General features: G+C 58.9%; 26 protein-coding genes. 1 reads left to right on the forward strand and 25 read right to left on the reverse strand.

The window, feature by feature from the left end:
- Positions 1–70: 70 nt before the first annotated feature.
- The 15 genes from KUW67_RS03580 to rplO all read right to left on the reverse strand — a co-directional run bounded on the left by KUW67_RS03580 (position 71) and on the right by rplO (position 12,055).
- A complete protein-coding gene (locus KUW67_RS03580; protein WP_224823911.1) occupies positions 71–1,087 on the reverse strand; it encodes an amino acid ABC transporter substrate-binding protein in 1,017 nt (338 codons plus the stop codon).
- A gap of 197 nt (positions 1,088–1,284) precedes the next feature.
- Positions 1,285–2,016, reverse strand: coding sequence for an ATP12 family chaperone protein (locus KUW67_RS03585; protein WP_224823912.1), 732 nt, complete (start codon positions 2,014–2,016; stop codon positions 1,285–1,287).
- Positions 2,017–2,020: 4 nt separating this feature from the next.
- On the reverse strand, positions 2,021–2,689 hold the full coding sequence (locus KUW67_RS03590) for an HAD-IA family hydrolase (protein ID WP_224823913.1): 669 nt from the start codon (positions 2,687–2,689) through the stop codon (positions 2,021–2,023).
- On the reverse strand, positions 2,686–3,729 hold the full coding sequence (locus tag KUW67_RS03595; RefSeq protein ID WP_224823914.1) for an RluA family pseudouridine synthase: 1,044 nt from the start codon (positions 3,727–3,729) through the stop codon (positions 2,686–2,688). The genes KUW67_RS03590 and KUW67_RS03595 overlap by 4 nt, the downstream gene beginning before the upstream one ends.
- Positions 3,726–4,103 (reverse strand): fluoride efflux transporter CrcB, encoded by a 378-nt coding sequence (gene crcB, locus KUW67_RS03600; RefSeq protein ID WP_224823915.1) that lies wholly within the window; start codon positions 4,101–4,103, stop codon positions 3,726–3,728. Before crcB ends, KUW67_RS03595 begins: the two co-directional genes overlap by 4 nt.
- Positions 4,104–4,134: 31 nt before the next feature.
- Positions 4,135–5,442, reverse strand: coding sequence for a replication-associated recombination protein A (locus KUW67_RS03605; RefSeq protein WP_224823916.1), 1,308 nt, complete (start codon positions 5,440–5,442; stop codon positions 4,135–4,137).
- 37 nt (positions 5,443–5,479) lie between these two features.
- Positions 5,480–6,067, reverse strand: coding sequence for an acyl-homoserine-lactone synthase (locus KUW67_RS03610; protein WP_224823917.1), 588 nt, complete (start codon positions 6,065–6,067; stop codon positions 5,480–5,482).
- Positions 6,068–6,126: 59 nt separating this feature from the next.
- Complete coding sequence (locus tag KUW67_RS03615) at positions 6,127–6,738, reverse strand: LuxR family transcriptional regulator (RefSeq protein WP_224823918.1); 612 nt, start codon at positions 6,736–6,738, stop codon at positions 6,127–6,129.
- A 140-nt stretch (positions 6,739–6,878) separates the two neighbouring features.
- On the reverse strand, positions 6,879–7,298 hold the full coding sequence (gene rplQ / locus KUW67_RS03620; RefSeq protein WP_224823919.1) for a 50S ribosomal protein L17: 420 nt from the start codon (positions 7,296–7,298) through the stop codon (positions 6,879–6,881).
- 131 nt (positions 7,299–7,429) lie between these two features.
- Positions 7,430–8,446 carry a DNA-directed RNA polymerase subunit alpha gene (locus tag KUW67_RS03625; protein ID WP_224823920.1) on the reverse strand — a complete coding sequence of 339 codons (1,017 nt, stop codon included), beginning with the start codon at positions 8,444–8,446 and terminating at the stop codon, positions 7,430–7,432.
- 112 nt (positions 8,447–8,558) lie between these two features.
- Positions 8,559–8,948 (reverse strand): 30S ribosomal protein S11, encoded by a 390-nt coding sequence (rpsK, locus tag KUW67_RS03630; protein WP_224823921.1) that lies wholly within the window; start codon positions 8,946–8,948, stop codon positions 8,559–8,561.
- A gap of 11 nt (positions 8,949–8,959) precedes the next feature.
- A complete protein-coding gene (rpsM, locus tag KUW67_RS03635) occupies positions 8,960–9,328 on the reverse strand; it encodes a 30S ribosomal protein S13 (protein ID WP_224823922.1) in 369 nt (122 codons plus the stop codon).
- Positions 9,329–9,522: 194 nt separating this feature from the next.
- Entirely contained in the window at positions 9,523–10,104 is a 582-nt protein-coding gene (locus KUW67_RS03640) for an adenylate kinase (RefSeq protein WP_224824375.1), read from the reverse strand.
- Complete coding sequence (gene secY / locus KUW67_RS03645; protein ID WP_224823923.1) at positions 10,104–11,465, reverse strand: preprotein translocase subunit SecY; 1,362 nt, start codon at positions 11,463–11,465, stop codon at positions 10,104–10,106. The genes KUW67_RS03640 and secY overlap by 1 nt, the downstream gene beginning before the upstream one ends.
- Positions 11,466–11,581: 116 nt before the next feature.
- Complete coding sequence (gene rplO / locus KUW67_RS03650) at positions 11,582–12,055, reverse strand: 50S ribosomal protein L15 (protein ID WP_224823924.1); 474 nt, start codon at positions 12,053–12,055, stop codon at positions 11,582–11,584.
- A 296-nt stretch (positions 12,056–12,351) separates the two neighbouring features.
- On the opposite strand from rplO, the gene KUW67_RS18335 reads away from it, so the two are divergent.
- Entirely contained in the window at positions 12,352–12,474 is a 123-nt protein-coding gene (locus KUW67_RS18335) for a hypothetical protein (protein WP_255596695.1), read from the forward strand.
- Between the two features lie 194 nt (positions 12,475–12,668).
- Here the strand turns inward: KUW67_RS18335 and KUW67_RS03655 are convergent, their stop codons facing one another.
- The 10 genes from KUW67_RS03655 to rplN form a co-directional block, all read right to left on the reverse strand.
- Positions 12,669–13,382, reverse strand: a complete 714-nt coding sequence (locus KUW67_RS03655; protein ID WP_224823925.1) for a hypothetical protein — start codon at positions 13,380–13,382, stop codon at positions 12,669–12,671.
- 129 nt (positions 13,383–13,511) lie between these two features.
- Positions 13,512–13,700, reverse strand: a complete 189-nt coding sequence (gene rpmD / locus KUW67_RS03660) for a 50S ribosomal protein L30 (protein ID WP_050931352.1) — start codon at positions 13,698–13,700, stop codon at positions 13,512–13,514.
- A 12-nt stretch (positions 13,701–13,712) separates the two neighbouring features.
- Positions 13,713–14,291 carry a 30S ribosomal protein S5 gene (rpsE, locus tag KUW67_RS03665; RefSeq protein WP_224823926.1) on the reverse strand — a complete coding sequence of 193 codons (579 nt, stop codon included), beginning with the start codon at positions 14,289–14,291 and terminating at the stop codon, positions 13,713–13,715.
- A 104-nt stretch (positions 14,292–14,395) separates the two neighbouring features.
- On the reverse strand, positions 14,396–14,755 hold the full coding sequence (rplR, locus tag KUW67_RS03670; RefSeq protein WP_224823927.1) for a 50S ribosomal protein L18: 360 nt from the start codon (positions 14,753–14,755) through the stop codon (positions 14,396–14,398).
- Positions 14,756–14,765: 10 nt separating this feature from the next.
- Positions 14,766–15,299 (reverse strand): 50S ribosomal protein L6, encoded by a 534-nt coding sequence (gene rplF / locus KUW67_RS03675; protein ID WP_224823928.1) that lies wholly within the window; start codon positions 15,297–15,299, stop codon positions 14,766–14,768.
- Positions 15,300–15,310: 11 nt separating this feature from the next.
- On the reverse strand, positions 15,311–15,703 hold the full coding sequence (gene rpsH, locus KUW67_RS03680; RefSeq protein WP_224823929.1) for a 30S ribosomal protein S8: 393 nt from the start codon (positions 15,701–15,703) through the stop codon (positions 15,311–15,313).
- A 15-nt stretch (positions 15,704–15,718) separates the two neighbouring features.
- On the reverse strand, positions 15,719–16,024 hold the full coding sequence (gene rpsN / locus KUW67_RS03685; protein ID WP_224823930.1) for a 30S ribosomal protein S14: 306 nt from the start codon (positions 16,022–16,024) through the stop codon (positions 15,719–15,721).
- A 17-nt stretch (positions 16,025–16,041) separates the two neighbouring features.
- A complete protein-coding gene (rplE, locus tag KUW67_RS03690; RefSeq protein ID WP_224823931.1) occupies positions 16,042–16,602 on the reverse strand; it encodes a 50S ribosomal protein L5 in 561 nt (186 codons plus the stop codon).
- Positions 16,595–16,909: a 50S ribosomal protein L24 gene (gene rplX, locus KUW67_RS03695; RefSeq protein WP_224823932.1), complete on the reverse strand. Its 315-nt coding sequence runs from the start codon at positions 16,907–16,909 to the stop codon at positions 16,595–16,597. Before rplX ends, rplE begins: the two co-directional genes overlap by 8 nt.
- Before the next feature lies 1 nt (position 16,910).
- Positions 16,911–17,279, reverse strand: a complete 369-nt coding sequence (rplN, locus tag KUW67_RS03700; protein WP_224823933.1) for a 50S ribosomal protein L14 — start codon at positions 17,277–17,279, stop codon at positions 16,911–16,913.
- Between the last annotated feature and the right edge of the window lie 10 nt (positions 17,280–17,289).

A 17,289-nucleotide genomic window follows, 5' to 3' on the forward strand; every position in this document is an offset into this window, starting at 1 on the left:
GGCCGAAGATTATTATCATTGAATGGAAAGGGGCGCGGCCTTTCCAGCCGCGCCCCAAACCGTAAGCGTCTTACCGGAACGGCGGCGAGTAAATCAGGCCACCATCGGTCCACTGTGCGTTGAGACCGCGGGCAAGGCCGATCGGGGTCTCTTCGCCGATGTTGGTGGAGAAGATCTCACCGTAGTTACCACCGGTCATGATTGCGCGCTTGGCCCATTCGGCGTCCAGACCGAGCATCTCGCCCAGCGTGCCTTCGGTGCCCAGCAGGCGGTTCACTTCGGGGTTGTCGGTGCCACCGGCCAGCTCTTCAGCGTTCTCCGAGGTCACGCCCAGCTCTTCAGCTGTGATCAGCGCGTTCAGGGTCCAGCGAACGACATCGCCCCACTCGTTGTCGCCGTGGCGAACAAGCGGACCGAGCGGCTCTTTCGAGACGATTTCGGGCAGCAGAACGTGGTCACCCGGTGTCTCGAAGTTGGCGCGCTGAGCGGCCAGTGCCGAGGCGTCGGTGGTGTACACGTCGCATGCGCCAGCCAGATACTGCTGAACAGCTTCTGCACCGGTTTCAATCGGCACGGGCTCATAGCTGATGTTGTTGGCGCGGAAGAAGTCCGCGAGGTTCAGCTCGGTCGTGGTGCCGGTCTGGATGCAAACCGTTGCGCCATCAAGGTCCTTGGCGGACGAAACGCCCAGAGCGGACGGGACCATGAAGCCCTGACCGTCATAGTAGTTGATGCCGATGAATTCGAATTTCAGGTCGACATCGCGCGAGAAAGTCCAAGTTGTGTTCCGGGCCAGCATGTCGATCTCACCCGAGGCCAGCGCTGTGAAGCGGGTCTTACCGGTGGTCGGCACAAACTGCACTTTTGTGCTGTCGCCCAGAACAGCTGCGGCAACCGCGCGGCACACAGCCACGTCGAAGCCCTGCCATTCGCCGTTCGCGTCGGGCTCAGCAAAACCGGGAACGCCAGTGGTCACGCCGCAATTGAGCATGTCACGGGCTTTCACGTCATCAAGCGTGCCAGCAGCAGCAACGCCAGCCGAAAGGCCAGCGACCGTCAACGCGCCAATAAATACGGATGTTTTCATGTTTACCTCTTCCTGATTGTCCCCCCGTGAGTGGGGAGGTTCGTCCGGCCTGTCCCGGCCGGGTTCGATACGATGAAGGTAGTCTTCTCCCTCAGTGGCGCAAGTGTGGGCAAATTCATCAAAGAAGGTCAAGGCATGGATCATCAAAAGAAATGGAGGAACCACCGTCTTTCCCCTGCGTCATGCGCTTGAATCGCCTAGGGATTGAGCGCAACATCTTCATTATGCATCAGTTTGTAGAAACGATACGCATGTAAGAAGGCCAATCGCTTCGCCTCAGCCAGCGCCGAGGCTTCCTCGTCTTCGCCCCATTGTGCGATCTGCCAGTCCTCATCAACCCTTGAAATATGCCAAAGATCTTCGGGCGGTGTGTGCCCCTCAATCGCCGCAAATCCGAGGATCAGAGAGCCTGACAGGCTCACCAGATCATGAAACGCCGTCAGCTCGAACGCATCCAGCTGGTGCACACGCGCGTTCAGATTGCGCAGGGCATCAGCGTCCTGTGCCACAAGCATAACGCCAGAAACGGGCTTTAAACGGGCGCTTAGGGCCGTTTCGGCCCAATCAAGAAACGGGTCCCACGCAGCATTTTGCGCCGCAATCAACTCGACCGGGCTGTCGGCGCGGTAGCACAGCAAGTCAGTGGTGCCGTATTCCGCGATCATATTCGCCACGTCCGCATGTTGCCGCCCGGTCTTGTCGAGTGCCGCGTTCACAGAGCGGGTCACGGGCATCGACATCGGATTGATTTTTTCGCCTTGAGCATCCCACTCGCCCGCAACGGCCTGCGCCAGTGCTTCGCTTGGCACAACCAAAGCCGTCTTGGCGGGCGTCTTGATGCTGCGCCCATCAAGGCGCACGGAAAAACCTGTCCCTTCCGGCTGCACCGTGGTCTCTTTCCAAAAGCGTTTTGCGGCCCATTCGCTCATTTTTTCAGCTCCAAAGCCCGGAAAGGTGGTCCGGAAGGTGGCGGATATCGTCGATGATTCGGGCAGGTGATGCCTTTTTGAGCGTCTCAACCGGGTGATACCCCCAACTGACGCCAATGATTTGAGCACCCGCAGCGCGGCCCATTTCCATGTCGAAACTGGTGTCGCCGATCATCACCGCATGACCCGCGTCGATCCCGGTTTCTGACAAGGCCGCTTGCACCATGGCAGGGTGTGGCTTCGACGGATGATGATCGCTGACCTGTTCTGTCATGAAAAACCCGGTCAGATCATGGGTGCGTAACACGATATCAAGGCCCTTGCGGGATTTGCCGGTCGCCACGCCCAGCACAAATTCCGGCACCCCTTTGAGCTGCTCAAGCACGTCACGCACACCGGGATAGAGCGGGCTGTGATCGCGGCCATTGTGGCGGTTTTCCACAAAGGATTGCTTGTAGGCCTCGACCAGTTCGGCGTTCTGGCGGTCACCCAGCTCCGGCGCCAACCGCGCAATCGCTTGCGGTAACGACAGCCCCACAATCGACAGCGTGTCTTCGCGCGAGGGGGCGGTCATGCCATGTCGCTCAAACGCGTGGGTCATCGCGGCGAGGATGTGGTTCTGGCTGTCCACCAGCGTCCCATCCACATCGAACAGGATCAGCTTCGGGGTCACATCAGATCCTCAAATGGGTCGGCTGGGAAATCATCTGGCAACCATTCAAACGTCTTCCACGTCTTCGCCATGTGATCCGAAAGCGGTGCAGTGATGTTCAACTGCGCGCCCGTCACCGGATGGGTCAGGCTGATCGAGCGGGCGTGTAGGTGCAGCTTGCGGCTGATCTCTCCACCCAGTTGCGCACCCCAACCGTCGCCCAAATTCTCTTGCCCTGAGCCGCCATATTTACCATCCCCAATAATCGGATGTCCCATCTCGGCCATATGCGCGCGCAATTGGTGCGTGCGACCGGTGACGGGCACCAAAGCCACCCATGCGCCGCGCTGCGCGAGCGTTGTCAGCACCGCATAATCCGTGGTCGCGCGCTTGGCCCCTTCGGTCTTGTCCACGTCGCGCGGATGGATGCAGAGCATCTTTTCCGCCTCCCCCCGTGCGCCATGACCCGGCGCTTTCACCAGCCCGTATTTGATCGTGCCCATCCGCGGATGCGGTACGCCCGCGACGGCGGCCCAGTAGATCTTGCGCGTCTCGCGGGCGCGGAAGGCATCGGCCAACGCGTTCGCCGTCAGCCGGTTGCGCGCCAGTAGCAAAACGCCGGATGTGTCTTTATCCAGCCGATGCACAAGACGCGGCTTGTCATCGAACCCAAAGGTCAGCGCCTCGGCCAGCAGGTCGACATGGCGGGTCTGTTTGCTGCCCCCTTGGGAGGGCAGACCCGGAGGCTTGTTCAAAGCGATAATGTGATCGTCGCGATACAGAACGCAGCTTTGGATCATCTTGGCGTCGGCATCGCTGACGCGCTGCTTGGGTTGCGCGGTGATCTGATCGGGATCCGGCAGCGGCGGTACACGCACGCTTTGCCCTGCTTCCACGCGGGTCGACGACTTGACGCGGCCCCCGTCAACGCGCACCTCGCCTTTGCGGCACATCTTTTCGATCCGGCCCTGCGAGATATGCGGATAGCGGCGGCGCAGAAAGCGGTCAAACCGCTGGCCGTCTTCATCGCTCATCACCGTGATCATCTGAACGCCGCTCATGCCAGCACCCCCCGCATTGCGATGACACCAAGGACCAGCGCGCCGATGGACAGCACCACAGACAGGCCCACATACAGCGCCGCCTGCCCGACCTCGCCCCGCTCAAAAAGCGTGTAGGCTTCGAGCGAGAACGCCGAGAAAGTCGTGAAGCCGCCCAAGATGCCTGTCATCAGAAACGGGTTCAAATGGGTCAGCGATTTCTGCCCCAGATAGACGACCAAAAGCCCCATCAGGAACGAACCGACGACGTTTACCACCAACACGCCCAGCGGGAAGCCGGGGCCCGTCGCGCGAAACACGGCAACGCCCACGCCATAGCGCGCAGCCGCTCCGATTGCGCCGCCAAGGGCCACTTGTAGCATCGTTGAAAACATGGGGGGTCTGTCGCGCGCGCGGGCTTTGATGTCAACCGCCGCGCTTGCCGCGCAGCTTGACGAAGTAATCCAGACGGCGCTTCAACTCACGTTCAAACCCACGCTCGACGGGCTGGTAGAAAACCGGTCGCTTCATCGCCTCGGGGAAGTAGTTTTGCCCGGAAAACCCATCCTCGGCATCGTGGTCATAGGCGTAGCCATCGCCGTACCCCTGATCCTTCATCAGCGATGTCGGCGCGTTCAGGATGTGCTTGGGCGGCGGTTCCGAGCCGGTTTGTTTGGCCGATTTGCGGGACTGCTTATAGGCCACGTACCCCGCGTTCGATTTCGGAGCGAGCGCCAGATACGTAACCGCCTGCGCCAGCGCCAACTCCCCCTCCGGCGAGCCAAGGCGCTCGTAGGTTTCCCAGCTTTGCAGGCACACGGCTTGAGCTTGGGGATCGGCCAGCCCGATATCCTCCACCGCCATACGGGTCAGGCGGCGGGCCAGAAAGCGGGGGTCTTCGCCGCCCTCCAGCATTCGCGCGAACCAATAAAGTGACGCGTCAGGGTCCGAGCCGCGCACGGATTTATGCAGGGCGGAAATCAGGTTGTAATGCGCGTCACCAGACTTGTCGTATTGGGCGGCACGGCGCATCAGCCGCGCGCTAAGCGTAGCCGTGTCGAGCTTGTCTTTATCGGGCCAAGCCGCGACCTGTTCGATCAGGTTCAGCAGCGCGCGGCCATCGCCATCGGCCATTTCCAAAAGCGCCTCACGGGCGGGACCATCCAACGGCAAACCTTTGCCCAGCTCCTTCTCGGCCCGTTGCGCCAGCCGTTCCAGATCAGCCAGATCGAGACGCGTCAGCACCAACACCTGCGCGCGCGACATGACGGCGGCGTTCAGCTCGAACGAGGGGTTTTCGGTTGTGGCGCCGACCAATAGGATCGTGCCGTCCTCCATATGGGGCAAAAACCCGTCTTGCTGGGCTTTGTTGAAGCGGTGAATCTCGTCAACGAACAGCAAGGTGCCCTTGCCATTGGCGCGGCGTATCTTCGCGGCCTCGAACACCTTTCGAAGCTCAGGCACGCCGGTGAAAATCGCGCTGATCTGGACAAAGTGCAGATCGGTTTCATCCGCCAGAAGCCGCGCAATGGTCGTCTTGCCGACACCGGGCGGCCCCCAGAAAATTAACGAGGACAGCGCGTTATTGGCGAGCATGACGCCCAGCGGCGCGTCGGGGCCAAGCACCTGCTCCTGACCGATCACCTCAGACAGAGCTTGCGGGCGCAAGCGGTCGGCCAGCGGGCGCGGGGCACCGCTGGCGACGGGGTCTGGTGTATCAAACAGATCGGCCATGGCGCACCATAAGAAGGGTGCGCACCGAGGGGAAGGCTCAGTGCAGATGCGCGGTGAAATCGAGGCTCACGGCCTGATAGTTGATCCCGCCCATATCCATCACGCGGCCCGCCGGTGCCATATCCAAAGCGCAGCGCTTGGCCCAACGGCTCCAGTTCGACGGCAAAAGCGCCACCATCTGGTTGATCCCTTCGACACGTGCGGCGCGCACCATTTCCATCACAAGCCGTGTATGGACCTTGCGACGAATGGTGGAGGGGATATTGTGGGCCACGAAACCGCGCGTCACCTCCCACACATGGGGCGCAACGGGGGCCTGGTCGAACATCAGGTCCTGCGGAATCGAGTCGAGCAGACCCAACTGCGCATCGCGGATCATATAGGTGTAGATGCCGCAACGCGCGGTTGTCGGTGTCAGACGCACCCCGGCCATCACCTCCCCCAGGTGATGCACCGCGATCCAGCGGCTTTGGGGCGTGTCGTATTGGTCAAACTCCATGTCCATAACCTCTGGGAGGTCCCATTTGTTCTGGACGATGAAGGATTGCTTCCGGGCGCGGAAGATATTGGCGAACAACTCGCCGTGCTGGTGAAAGTTCGCAAAAGATAGAGTGGTAGCTTGCATGGTCGTCTCCGTTTCGGTTCAAGGTTTTTTTCCCTCGTTCCGATTCCGGAGACCCCCGTCTATAACAGTCTGTAGTCGCGCGCGCGTTGAATGGCTTCGGCTGTAGTGCGGGCCAGAAGCCGCTGACGAGCGGACGTCAAACGAGCCTTCAAGGCGCTTTCTGAGATATTGAGTTCGGCGGCGGCAGCTGCATGACGATGGCCCTCGGCAATCAGTTTGAGGGCTTCGATTTGGGCCGGTGTCAGGTTCTCAGGGGGCTGTGTGACGGTGTGCATATCCTCCACAATTTTCTGAAAAGCGCTAATTTCGGCATCTGTGAACTCGCGGTCGGCGCGCGCGCTTGATGCGATCGTGCGCGACTGCATCGGACCGCAGGACACAGCAAGCCCGTAGACCATGCCGTGTTCTTGCGATTGCCCCAGAATGTCAAAGGGATCCGGGATCTCGATCTCACTCCAACGCGTTGCACCGGTTGTGCTGAAGCCCCAGGCGATGATGGGATCGCGCAAGGCATATGCCTCTTCGGTATAGTGATCCGTCCACGCACGCGGGAATGTTTGGTGGTGGATAAGAGGCAGGGCAAACCTGATGTGTAACGCATAAAAGAAACCATTCGGCGACAGAGCGCTCAGCGATTGGGTGTGGCGATCAAGATCAGCTCTCACAGACATAACTTTTAGACAATCTCGGGTTGTTTAGGTCAATATACAATCGCCCATCACTGGGGTTGTGTTACAATAGAGTTGCTCGCGCAAAAGAAAAACCCCCGCGTCTGCGGGGGTTTAGAAAAGTAACGTAGCGTCAAATGGGGTTAGCCTTCTGCGGCCTCTTCGGCAGCGACGCGGGCCTTGTCAGCCGCGCCTTTGGCATCCCGGTCGCGGTCTACGAACTCGATAATGGCCATCGGTGCCATGTCGCCGTAACGGAAACCCGCCTTCAGAACGCGGACGTAGCCGCCATTGCGATCCTTGTAGCGCGGGCCCAGAACGTCGAACAATTTGGCGACGTATTGGTCCTGCTTGAGCTTGCTGGCGGCCTGACGGCGCGCGTGCAGATCGCCGCGTTTCGCCAGTGTCACCATTTTCTCGATGATGCGGCGGAGTTCTTTCGCTTTGGGCAATGTTGTCTTGATTTGCTCATGTTCGATGAGCGAGCCTGCCATGTTCGCCCAGAGCGCCTTGCGGTGCTCGTGCGTGCGGTTCAGGCGGCGGTATCCTCGTGCGTGACGCATTTCTCTAGTCCTTATGTCGTATCGTTGTTTTGCTTTGTCCGGCAGCTGGTGCGTGTCAGCCACTCTCCTTGGGGCGGGTGCCCGGGTCTTGAAGGCGGGCGCGGATCAAGCCGCGCCCATGCCCTTTTGGCTTAGAAGTTGTCTTCGAACTTCTTGGCCAGGTCGTCAATGTTGTCTGGCGGCCAGTCCTCAACATCCATGCCAAGGTGCAGACCCATGCCGGACAAGACTTCTTTAATCTCGTTCAGCGACTTGCGACCGAAGTTCGGAGTGCGGAGCATCTCGGCTTCGGTTTTCTGGATCAGATCGCCAATATAGACGATGTTGTCGTTCTTCAGGCAGTTTGCCGAACGGACAGACAATTCCAGCTCGTCCACTTTCTTCAGCAGAAGCGGGTTGAACTCAAGACCATCATCTTCTGCGGCAGTCGATGCGCTTTCCGGCTCATCGAAGTTCACGAAGATCGACAGCTGGTCCTGCAGGATGCGCGCAGCGAAAGCCACAGCATCATCGGGCGAGATGGAGCCATCGGTTTCCAGCTTCAGGGTCAGCTTGTCATAGTCCAGCACCTGACCTTCACGGGTCGGCTGCACGTCGTAGGAGACTTTCTTGACCGGCGAATAGATCGCATCAATCGGCATCAGGCCGATCGGCGCGTCTTCGGGGCGGTTCTTGTCAGCAGAGACGTAGCCTTTGCCGGTGTTGACCGTCAGCTCCATGAAGAGGTTTGCGCCCTCATCAAGGTGGCAGATCACGTGCTCTTTGTTCAGAACGTCGATGCCCGCGCTTTCCGAGATATCGGCAGCGGTGACAACGCCCGGACCTTTGGCCTGGATCGACAGGCGCTTGGGGCCTTCGACTTCCATGCGGATGGCAACGCCTTTGAGGTTCAGGATGATGTCGGTGACATCTTCGCGAACGCCCGCAACAGACGAGAACTCGTGCAGCACATTGTCGATCTGAACGCTGGTGATGGCAGCGCCCTGCAGCGAGGACATCAGCACACGGCGCAGGGCGTTGCCCAGCGTCAGGCCAAAGCCGCGCTCAAGCGGTTCGGCGACAACGGTCGCCTGGCGTGCGGGCTCATTGCCCGGCTTCACATCAAGCTGTGTCGGCTTGATCAGTTCTGCCCAATTCTTATGGATCATGCGTCCCTCCATTCCTGCTTGCCTTCCATGTCCCAAAAGGCAAGCGCCCGAGGATTAAAATGCGTGCGGGGGCCGTGCGAAAACACGCGGCCCCAGCGGTAACAAATGTCGATTAGACCCGGCGACGCTTCGGCGGGCGGCAGCCATTGTGAGCCATCGGCGTCACGTCACGGATCGACGTGATGTTGAAGCCAACAGCGGCCAGCGCACGCAGCGCGCTTTCACGGCCAGAGCCGGGGCCTTGCACTTCGACCTCAAGCGTTTTCACGCCGTGTTCCTGTGCTTTCTTGCCAGCGTCTTCGGCGGCCATCTGCGCCGCGTAGGGCGTGGATTTCCGCGACCCTTTGAAGCCCATCGTGCCAGCAGACGACCAGGAGATCGCATTGCCCTGCACGTCCGAGATCAGGATCTTGGTGTTGTTGAACGAGCTGTTGACGTGTGCGACGCCCGCAGCGATATTCTTGCGCTCTTTTTTCTTAGCGCGTGTCTTTTCGCGTGCCATCTATCCGCCCCTTACTTCTTCTTGCCAGCGATTGCTTTCGCCGGGCCTTTGCGCGTGCGCGCATTCGTGTGGGTGCGCTGACCGCGCACAGGCAGATTGCGGCGATGACGCAGACCGCGGTAGCAGCCAAGGTCCATCAGACGCTTGATGTTCATTTGCACTTCACGGCGCAGGTCACCTTCAACGGTGTGGTTTGCGTCGATATGCTCGCGGATAGCCAGAACTTCGGCATCGCTCAGCTCGTTCACACGACGGGTTTCGTCGATTTTCACAGCTTCGCAGATGGATTTTGCCGAAGAGGGGCCAATTCCGGTGATATAAGTCAGGGCGATCGGGACCCGCTTGTGGGTCGGGATGTTTACGCCGGCGATACGTGCCACGTGTCACTTTCCTTTTCGTTGCGGTTCCGTGGTTCCAGAACCTTTTTTCACAACGGAGGCCCGAGGCATCTGCCAACGGGCCGCAGCTGATATCCGAGGTATTCACATGCGGGCGCGACCCGCACAGGAGAATCAATTTTCCCAATGGGAAGGCTGTCAGTTAGGCCCTATTTGTCTGGGCGTCAAGGGTGCGCTCAGAGGTTCTTGAGAACGGCCGAAATCTCGACCGCGACCTCGTCAATCGCGCCAAGCCCGTTGACCGATTTCAGATCACCCTTGGCGTAGTAATACCCCAGCAGCGGAGCAGTCTTCTTATAGTATTCCATCAACCGTTGCTTGAGGCTTTCGGCGTTGTCATCGGCGCGGACTGGCTGTCCAGCCGCTCTCGCCTGTTCGGCGCGACCAACGATGCGGTCAACCAGAACGGCGTCATCGACTTTCAGCTCGATCACGGCATCCAGCGTCTTGCCTGTCTTCGCCATCAGCGCGCCCAAGGCGTCGGCCTGCGCCAGTGTCCGCGGGAAGCCATCGAAGATGAAACCGCCGCCGTTCTCACCTGTCAGCTTTTCCTCAATCAGGCCGATGACGATCTCGTCTGTGACAAGCTCTCCACGCGCCATGACCTCGGCCACGCGGTTGCCCATTTCGGTGCCGCTCTTCTTGGCCTCGCGAAGCATATCTCCGGTCGACAGCTGCACCATGCCACGCGCGTCAACCAAGCGTTCGGCTTGGGTGCCTTTCCCGGCACCCGGAGGCCCTAGCAAAATGATATTGATCATCGACGTGACGGCGCCCGGCGGCCCTTCTTCTTGGACTTGCCGCGAAGTTGGGATTTTTCGATCAGGCCTTCATACTGATGCGCCAGCAGATGGCTTTGAACCTGTTGGATCGTGTCCATCGTCACCGACACAACGATTAGCACGGACGTGCCGCCGAAGTAGAACGGAATGGCCAACTCAGAGCGCAGGATCTCCGGCAGCAAGCAGACAAGCGCCAGATAGCCGGACCCGAGCACCAGAATACGCGCGACGACGTAGTCAAGGTATTCAACGGTTTTCTGACCGGGACGGATACCTGGAATAAAGCCGTTCTGATTCTTGAGGTTCTCGGCCACATCCTCGGTCTTGAAGGAGACGTTGGCAGTGTAGAAATACGTGAAGAACACGATCATCGAGGTGAAGAACAGCAGGTAAAGCGGCTGTCCGGGGCCAAAATACGCAAGGATCGTCGACATCACAGGCCCGGTCTGGCTGCCCGAGAAGGTCGCGAGCGTGGTCGGCAAAAGCAGCAGCGACGAGGCGAAGATCGCGGGGATCACACCGGCGGGGTTGACCTTGACCGGCAGGTGAGAGTTGCCGCCGTCATACATCTTCATCCCGACCTGACGGCGCGGGTATTGGATGGTGATCTTGCGCAACGCGCGCTCCATGAAGACCACGAAGGCGATGGTGACAATCACCATAAGGATCACCCCCACGATCACCGCAGGAGAGATCGCGCCAGAGCGGCCTTGGCTGAAGAACTGCGCAAGGGCGGCTGGAACCTCGGCGATGATACCGACGAAAATGATGAGCGAAATACCGTTGCCGATGCCGCGTGCGGTGATCTGCTCACCCAGCCACATCAGGAACATGGTGCCGCCGACCAGCGTAATCACGCAAGCAATGCGGAAGAACATGCCCGGATCGGTGACAAGGTTGCCGGCCTCGAGCGACACGGCCAAACCGTAGGCTTGCAGCGTGGCCAGAAACACCGTGCCGTAGCGGGTATATTGGTTGATCTTCTTGCGGCCCTGCTCGCCCTCTTTCTTCAACTGCTCCAGCTTCGGCACCATGGCGGTGAGAAGCTGAACGATGATCGAGGCCGAGATATACGGCATAATCCCAAGGGCAAAGATGCCCATCCGGCTCAGCGCACCGCCCGTGAACATCGACAGAATACCGCCGATGCCCGTGGCTGCTTCCTGCATGAACCGCTGCAATTCGGCGCCGTCGATGCCCGGAACCGGGATGAACGTGCCCAAGCGGTAGACGATCAGAAGGCCAAGTGTGAACAGGATGCGTTGACGAAGCTCAGTGGCTTTGCCGAACGCGCCCCAGCTCATATTGGCGGCCATTTGTTCTGCTGCGGATGCCATGCAATGCCTCTTTATGGGACGTCTAATTAGAACGGCGCCGCCAGACCGGGTTCCCGGACGGCGGCGCTTGGAAACTTGGGAGTTATGTAAGCGGCGGGCGCGCCGCTCACAAGTCTTTACTCAGCTGCTGCCGCCGTTGTGACCGTGAGAGAGCCGCCGGCTTTCTCGACAGCCTCGATAGCCGCTTTGGATGCGCCGGTCACTTCGAGCGTGATTTTCGACGTGATCTCACCTTTGGCGAGGATGCGCACACCGTCGAGCTTGCGACGGACCAGACCGGACTCAACAAGCACATCCTCGGTGATGGCTTTCTTGGCGTCGATCTTCTTGGCGTCGATAAATTTCTGCAAAAGCTGAAGGTTTACAACAGCGTAGGACTTCCGGTTGCGGCTGTTGAAGCCCCGCTTGGGAAGACGCTGATAGAGCGGCATCTGGCCGCCCTCGTAGCCATTGATGGCCACACCAGACCGGGATTTCTGACCTTTGATACCGCGACCGGCGGTTTTGCCCATGCCAGAGCCGGGACCACGACCAACGCGCTTGCGTTTCTTGGTAGCGCCGGGATTGTCGCGCAGTTCATTCAGTTTCATTTCGCTTCTCCTAAGCCGGATGTGGCCCCCGAAGCGTAACGGGCCAACCACGGCATTTCTTGATTTGTGAATCGGGCCGGATGGCCACCGGAGGCGTATAGACGGTTGTCTTGAGGGTGGCAACAGGGGATGCAAACAAGGGGATGGCTGGCGTCTGGTTCGGGTATGGTTCCGGTATGGCTCGCGTATGGCATCTGTACGGACAAATACAGACGCCGGACCTTACGGAACGCCATTGCGCCCCGCGGGAAAGTGATTATCTATGGCAGAGCGCATATACGAAGTGAGGACCCCTGATGAAGAAGATTGATGTCAAAGACGATCTGAAGCGGTCCAAGTTCCTGATTGTCGCGATGGTGCTTCAGGTTGTCGTCGTCTTGGTGCTCATGTTCGCCTATTGGGCGTTTCTGGCCAGCTAAACCAGGAGTCTTCTCAGCGTTGATTTGAGGTCATGCCCGGTGGGCACCGCCGGGCGGCGCCCGGCCCTCCCCCCGGGAGGGCGCATTGTGGACGACATGCACCGAACCAGTGTGCTGCTTGGGTCGGTAGCCTCGCTTCGATTGGCTGTTGCGAGCGCCCACCCAGGCTCGGACGCGTTCCTTAGGAATGGCGATCAGATGTTGTGATAGCGAATTGGATTAGCCGCGCCTCTCGGTCGAGGTGGAACACGCTTCCTGCGATACTTGCTCTCGATCTCCTTGGGTGCTGGACGACCGATGAAGCCAAATCTATCGCTTTGTTCGGTTGCATGGGAAAACTCAGGGAAATTCGCCCGTGTTGCCGACTTCCACTCATCAATGAGAAAGATTTCCAAGATCAGGCCGTTCAGGACAGCAAAGACATATTCTGCCTTCTCCGCTCGAGCTTGAGAAAGCTTCCAAGCAAAACGGGCACTGTCATAGACTGAGCCATCCAGAGCCGAACGGTTTACAAGTATCTCGATGACTTTGTCGGTGATGACCGCTTCTTGCGCTTCGAATTTCTCAATAATTTCCTTGGAATGAGCGCAGCCCCGATCATTATTTCCATGCCCACCTGCGAGATTGGTCACTCCCGGATAAGCTTCAATCAGGGCTGCTTCTACTTCAAAGGCAGTCTTATCATCCATTCCATGCCGGTGAATAACATGCTGTACTTCAAAGCCTGAGTTTCTAATCTCAAAAATGCGTTTAAGCTTCTCTGAACCATCATCCGATAGATCGCCGTTTATATGAGCGAAGACACGGTTTCCCTTCCCTTTCCCAACATAGAACGTCTCCCCATTCCTTGGATCAATCAGCCGGTAAACGTAACAACCAATCTCTTTACAAACTTCTGGTGAGAACACTTTCGATACCCCTTCAAACTGTGCTGCCGAACAGTAATGATACTCACCTTAAACGTGTATTCGTTGCAATCTCCAAACAAAAAAACGCCCCGCAGAAGCGAGGCGTTTTCACTATTCTCTCAGGCGAACTTACCCGCGCTCTTCGATGATCTCGACGAGGTGGGGGATGGAGTTGACCATGCCGCGGACGGACGGGGTGTCTTCCAGTTCGCGGGTTTTGTGCATCTTGTTAAGACCCAGACCGACCAGCGTAGCGCGCTGTTTGGCGGGGCGGCGGATCGGGGAACCGATCTGCTTGACGACGATGGTTTTTGCCATGGTGACGTCTCCTTATGCTTCTGCCGGAGCTTCGGCTTCGGCGGGGGCCGGAGCGTCAGTCTTGGGCAGGATGTCAGCAACTTTCTTGCCGCGACGCTGGGCAACCTGACGCGGGCTGGCTTCGCGGCCAAGGCCGTTCAACGTTGCGCGGATCATGTTGTAGGGGTTCTGCGAGCCGATCGACTTGGCGACGACGTCCTGAACACCCAGCATCTCGAACACGGCACGCATCGGACCACCGGCGATGATACCAGTACCCTGCGGCGCGGTGCGCATCACGACTTTACCAGCGCCGTGACGGCCCTCGATGTCGTGGTGCAGCGTGCGGCCTTCGCGCAGAGGCACGCGGACCATCTGACGCTTGGCTTGTTCGGTTGCTTTACGGATCGCCTCGGGCACTTCTTTGGCTTTACCTTTGCCAAAGCCGACGCGGCCTTTTTGGTCACCGACCACCACGAGAGCAGCAAAGCCGAAACGCTTACCACCTTTCACGGTTTTCGAGACGCGGTTGATCGCAACCAGGCGATCCTGAAATTCCGGTGTTTCGTCGCGGTCGCGACGGCCCCGGCCTTGTCCTTGTTCACGTGCCATCTGGCATCCTTTTCCTTGCGGACCCAGCGGCCCTTCATTTGGTCAATCGCAGTGGACCAACGGTCCCCCGATCATCGAGGCGGCCCCGAAAGGCCGCCTGCGCTTTAGAACTTGAGGCCACCTTCACGGGCAGCGTCGGCCAGAGCCTTCACCTTGCCGTGGAAGAGAAAACCGCCGCGGTCGAAATAGCATTCGGTCACGTTGGCCTTCTTGGCACGCTCAGCGATTGCAGCGCCAACCTTGCTTGCGGCGTCGATGTTGTTCTTACCGACAACGCCAAGGTCTTTTTCGAGCGAAGATGCGGACGCGATGGTCTTGCCCGCGACATCGTCGATCAGCTGCACGCTGATGTTCTTGTTGGAGCGGTGAACGGAAAGACGCACGCGCCCTTCGTTGTTCTTCCGCAGCTTGTTCCGAACGCGCAAGCGGCGCTTCAGAAACAGATCTCGTTTGCTGTTAGCCATTTTGCCGTCCTTACTTCTTCTTGCCTTCCTTGCGGAAGATATACTCGTCTTTGTACTTGATACCTTTGCCCTTGTAGGGCTCGGGCTTGCGCCATTCGCGGATATTGGCCGCGACCTGGCCGACGAGTTGCTCATCGATGCCCTCAACCACGATTTCCGTGGGCTTGGGGGCGGTGACCGTGACACCTGCGGGGACGTCAAAGTTGACCTCGTGCGATAGACCGAGGTTCAGCTTCAGCGTGTTGCCCTGCATCTGCGCACGGTAGCCGACGCCGTTGATCTCAAGGTCTTTCTTGAAACCATCGGTGACGCCCGTGACCAGATTGGCGACCATGGTGCGGCTCATGCCCCACTGCTGGCGCGCGCGCTTGGAGGACCCACGCGGGGTGATCGTGACGACGTTGTCTTCCACGGCCAGCGTGACATCATCGGTGGCGGTGAAGCTGCGGGTGCCCTTGGGACCCTTCACTTCGACCGTCTGACCCGACACGGACGCACTGACGCCAGAAGGCAGATCGACCGGTTTTTTACCAATTCGAGACATTCATGCTCTCCTTAGAAGACCGTGCAGAGCACTTCGCCGCCGACATTGGCGGTGCGTGCGCTTGCGTCCGACATCACACCCCGGGGGGTGGAGACAATCGACACACCCAGGCCCTGACGGACCGAGGGAATGTCCTTGACGCCCATGTACACGCGACGACCGGGTTTGGAGACCCGCTTGATTTCGCGAATGACAGGGGTGCCATCGTAGTATTTCAGGCTGATTTCGATCGCCGGGTGACCGTCTTTGCCGGTCGTGGCTTCGTAACCGCGGATGTAGCCTTCGTCAGCCAGAACATCGAGAACCCAGGCGCGCAGCTTGGAAGCTGGCGTCACAACGGTGGACTTGCCACGCAGCTGTGCGTTCCGGATGCGTGTGAGCATATCGCCGAGAGGATCGTTCATAATCTATATCTCCCCTTACCAGCTGGACTTGACCATGCCCGGAGCCTTGCCGTTGGAGGCAAGTTCCCGCAGCGCGATCCGCGACACTTTGAGCTTACGATAGTAAGCGTGAGGACGACCCGTCAGTTGGCACCGGTTGTGCAGACGTGTTGCCGAGCTGTTGCGCGGCAGTTTGGCAAGCTGGAGGCGCGCCTTGAAACGCTCTTCCATGGTCTTGCCGTCGTCATTCGCGATTTCCTTGAGCGCAGCACGCTTGGCGGCATATTTTTCCACCAGCTTCTGACGCTTCTTCTCGCGTTCGATCATTGCTTTTTTAGCCATAACTCTCTCTCCCCCGCTTAGCTGTTGAAGGGCATGTTGAAATGCTTCAACAGCGCCTTTGCTTCTGCATCGGTCTTCGCGGTGGTGCAGATGATGATGTCCATGCCCAGCATATCGTCGACCTTGTCGAAGTCGATTTCCGGGAACACGATGTGCTCTTTCAGGCCCATGGCATAGTTGCCACGCCCATCGAACGATTTGCCGGACACGCCGCGGAAGTCGCGGATGCGGGGCATTGCGATGGTGATCAGGCGATCCAGAAATTCATACATGCGGTCAGCGCGCAGCGTGACTTTGGTGCCCAACGGCATCTCTTCACGGACGCGGAAACCAGCGATGGATTTCTTGGCCTTGGTCACGACAGCGTTTTGACCCGCGATCAGTGTCAGCGCTTCCTGAGCGGCTTTCACTTTCTTGGTGTCCTTGACCGCATCGCCGACGCCCATGTTCAGGACGATCTTGTCCAGACGCGGGATCTGCATGTCGTTCTTGTAGCCGAACTCTTCCTTCATGGCGGCGCGGATGGTTTCCGCATAAGCCGCCTTCAGGCGCGGGGTGTAGTTTGCATTATCAAGCATCAATCACTTCCCCCGATTTCTTGGCGTAGCGCACTTTCTTGTCGCCATCCATCTTGAAACCAACGCGGGTCGGACCACCGTCTTTGGGGTCAACCATGGCGAGGTTGCTGAGCTGGATCGGCATTGCCTGGGGGACACGGCCGCCCTGGCTGTTTTGCGATTGCTTGGTGTGACGGATCGAGATGTTGATGCCATCCACGATTGCCTTGCCGGCCTTGGGGTCGACGGAGGCGATTGTGCCTTCCTTGCCCTTGTCCTTGCCGGACAGAACCACGACCTTGTCGCCTTTTTTCAGTTTAGCAGCCATATCACAGCACCTCCGGCGCGAGCGAGATGATCTTCATGAAGTTCTTGGCGCGCAGTTCGCGCACAACCGGCCCGAAGATACGGGTGCCGATGGGCTCCATGTTGTTGTTGAGGATGACGGCAGCGTTGCGGTCAAACCGGATTGCGGTGCCGTCTTCGCGACGAACCTCTTTGGCGGTGCGCACGACAACGGCCTTGCGGACGTCGCCCTTTTTCACGCGACCGCGCGGGATGGCTTCCTTGACCGACACGACAATGATGTCGCCGACGGATGCGTATTTACGCTTGGAACCACCCAGGACCTTGATGCACTGAACACGGCGAGCGCCGCTATTGTCAGCAACATCCAGATTGGTCTGCATCTGGATCATTGGTTTCTCC

This window comes from Cognatishimia sp. MH4019, assembly GCF_020177595.1.
In the GTDB taxonomy this organism is placed as follows: domain Bacteria; phylum Pseudomonadota; class Alphaproteobacteria; order Rhodobacterales; family Rhodobacteraceae; genus JAHTBL01.

Coding starts and splice junctions, on each gene's coding strand:
- KUW67_RS03580 (WP_224823911.1), bottom strand. CDS start 1,087: ATGAAAACATCCGTATTTATTGGCGCGTTGACGGTCGCTGGCCTTTCG.
- KUW67_RS03585 (WP_224823912.1), bottom strand. CDS start 2,016: ATGAGCGAATGGGCCGCAAAACGCTTTTGGAAAGAGACCACGGTGCAG.
- KUW67_RS03595 (WP_224823914.1), bottom strand. CDS start 3,729: ATGAGCGGCGTTCAGATGATCACGGTGATGAGCGATGAAGACGGCCAG.
- crcB (WP_224823915.1), bottom strand. CDS start 4,103: ATGTTTTCAACGATGCTACAAGTGGCCCTTGGCGGCGCAATCGGAGCG.
- KUW67_RS03605 (WP_224823916.1), bottom strand. CDS start 5,442: ATGGCCGATCTGTTTGATACACCAGACCCCGTCGCCAGCGGTGCCCCG.
- KUW67_RS03610 (WP_224823917.1), bottom strand. CDS start 6,067: ATGCAAGCTACCACTCTATCTTTTGCGAACTTTCACCAGCACGGCGAG.
- KUW67_RS03615 (WP_224823918.1), bottom strand. CDS start 6,738: ATGTCTGTGAGAGCTGATCTTGATCGCCACACCCAATCGCTGAGCGCT.
- rplQ (WP_224823919.1), bottom strand. CDS start 7,298: ATGCGTCACGCACGAGGATACCGCCGCCTGAACCGCACGCACGAGCAC.
- KUW67_RS03625 (WP_224823920.1), bottom strand. CDS start 8,446: ATGATCCATAAGAATTGGGCAGAACTGATCAAGCCGACACAGCTTGAT.
- rpsK (WP_224823921.1), bottom strand. CDS start 8,948: ATGGCACGCGAAAAGACACGCGCTAAGAAAAAAGAGCGCAAGAATATC.
- secY (WP_224823923.1), bottom strand. CDS start 11,465: ATGGCATCCGCAGCAGAACAAATGGCCGCCAATATGAGCTGGGGCGCG.
- rplO (WP_224823924.1), bottom strand. CDS start 12,055: ATGAAACTGAATGAACTGCGCGACAATCCCGGCGCTACCAAGAAACGC.
- KUW67_RS18335 (WP_255596695.1), top strand. CDS start 12,352: ATGAAGAAGATTGATGTCAAAGACGATCTGAAGCGGTCCAAGTTCCTG.
- rpmD (WP_050931352.1), bottom strand. CDS start 13,700: ATGGCAAAAACCATCGTCGTCAAGCAGATCGGTTCCCCGATCCGCCGC.
- rpsE (WP_224823926.1), bottom strand. CDS start 14,291: ATGGCACGTGAACAAGGACAAGGCCGGGGCCGTCGCGACCGCGACGAA.
- rplR (WP_224823927.1), bottom strand. CDS start 14,755: ATGGCTAACAGCAAACGAGATCTGTTTCTGAAGCGCCGCTTGCGCGTT.
- rplF (WP_224823928.1), bottom strand. CDS start 15,299: ATGTCTCGAATTGGTAAAAAACCGGTCGATCTGCCTTCTGGCGTCAGT.
- rpsH (WP_224823929.1), bottom strand. CDS start 15,703: ATGAACGATCCTCTCGGCGATATGCTCACACGCATCCGGAACGCACAG.
- rpsN (WP_224823930.1), bottom strand. CDS start 16,024: ATGGCTAAAAAAGCAATGATCGAACGCGAGAAGAAGCGTCAGAAGCTG.
- rplE (WP_224823931.1), bottom strand. CDS start 16,602: ATGCTTGATAATGCAAACTACACCCCGCGCCTGAAGGCGGCTTATGCG.
- rplX (WP_224823932.1), bottom strand. CDS start 16,909: ATGGCTGCTAAACTGAAAAAAGGCGACAAGGTCGTGGTTCTGTCCGGC.
- rplN (WP_224823933.1), bottom strand. CDS start 17,279: ATGATCCAGATGCAGACCAATCTGGATGTTGCTGACAATAGCGGCGCT.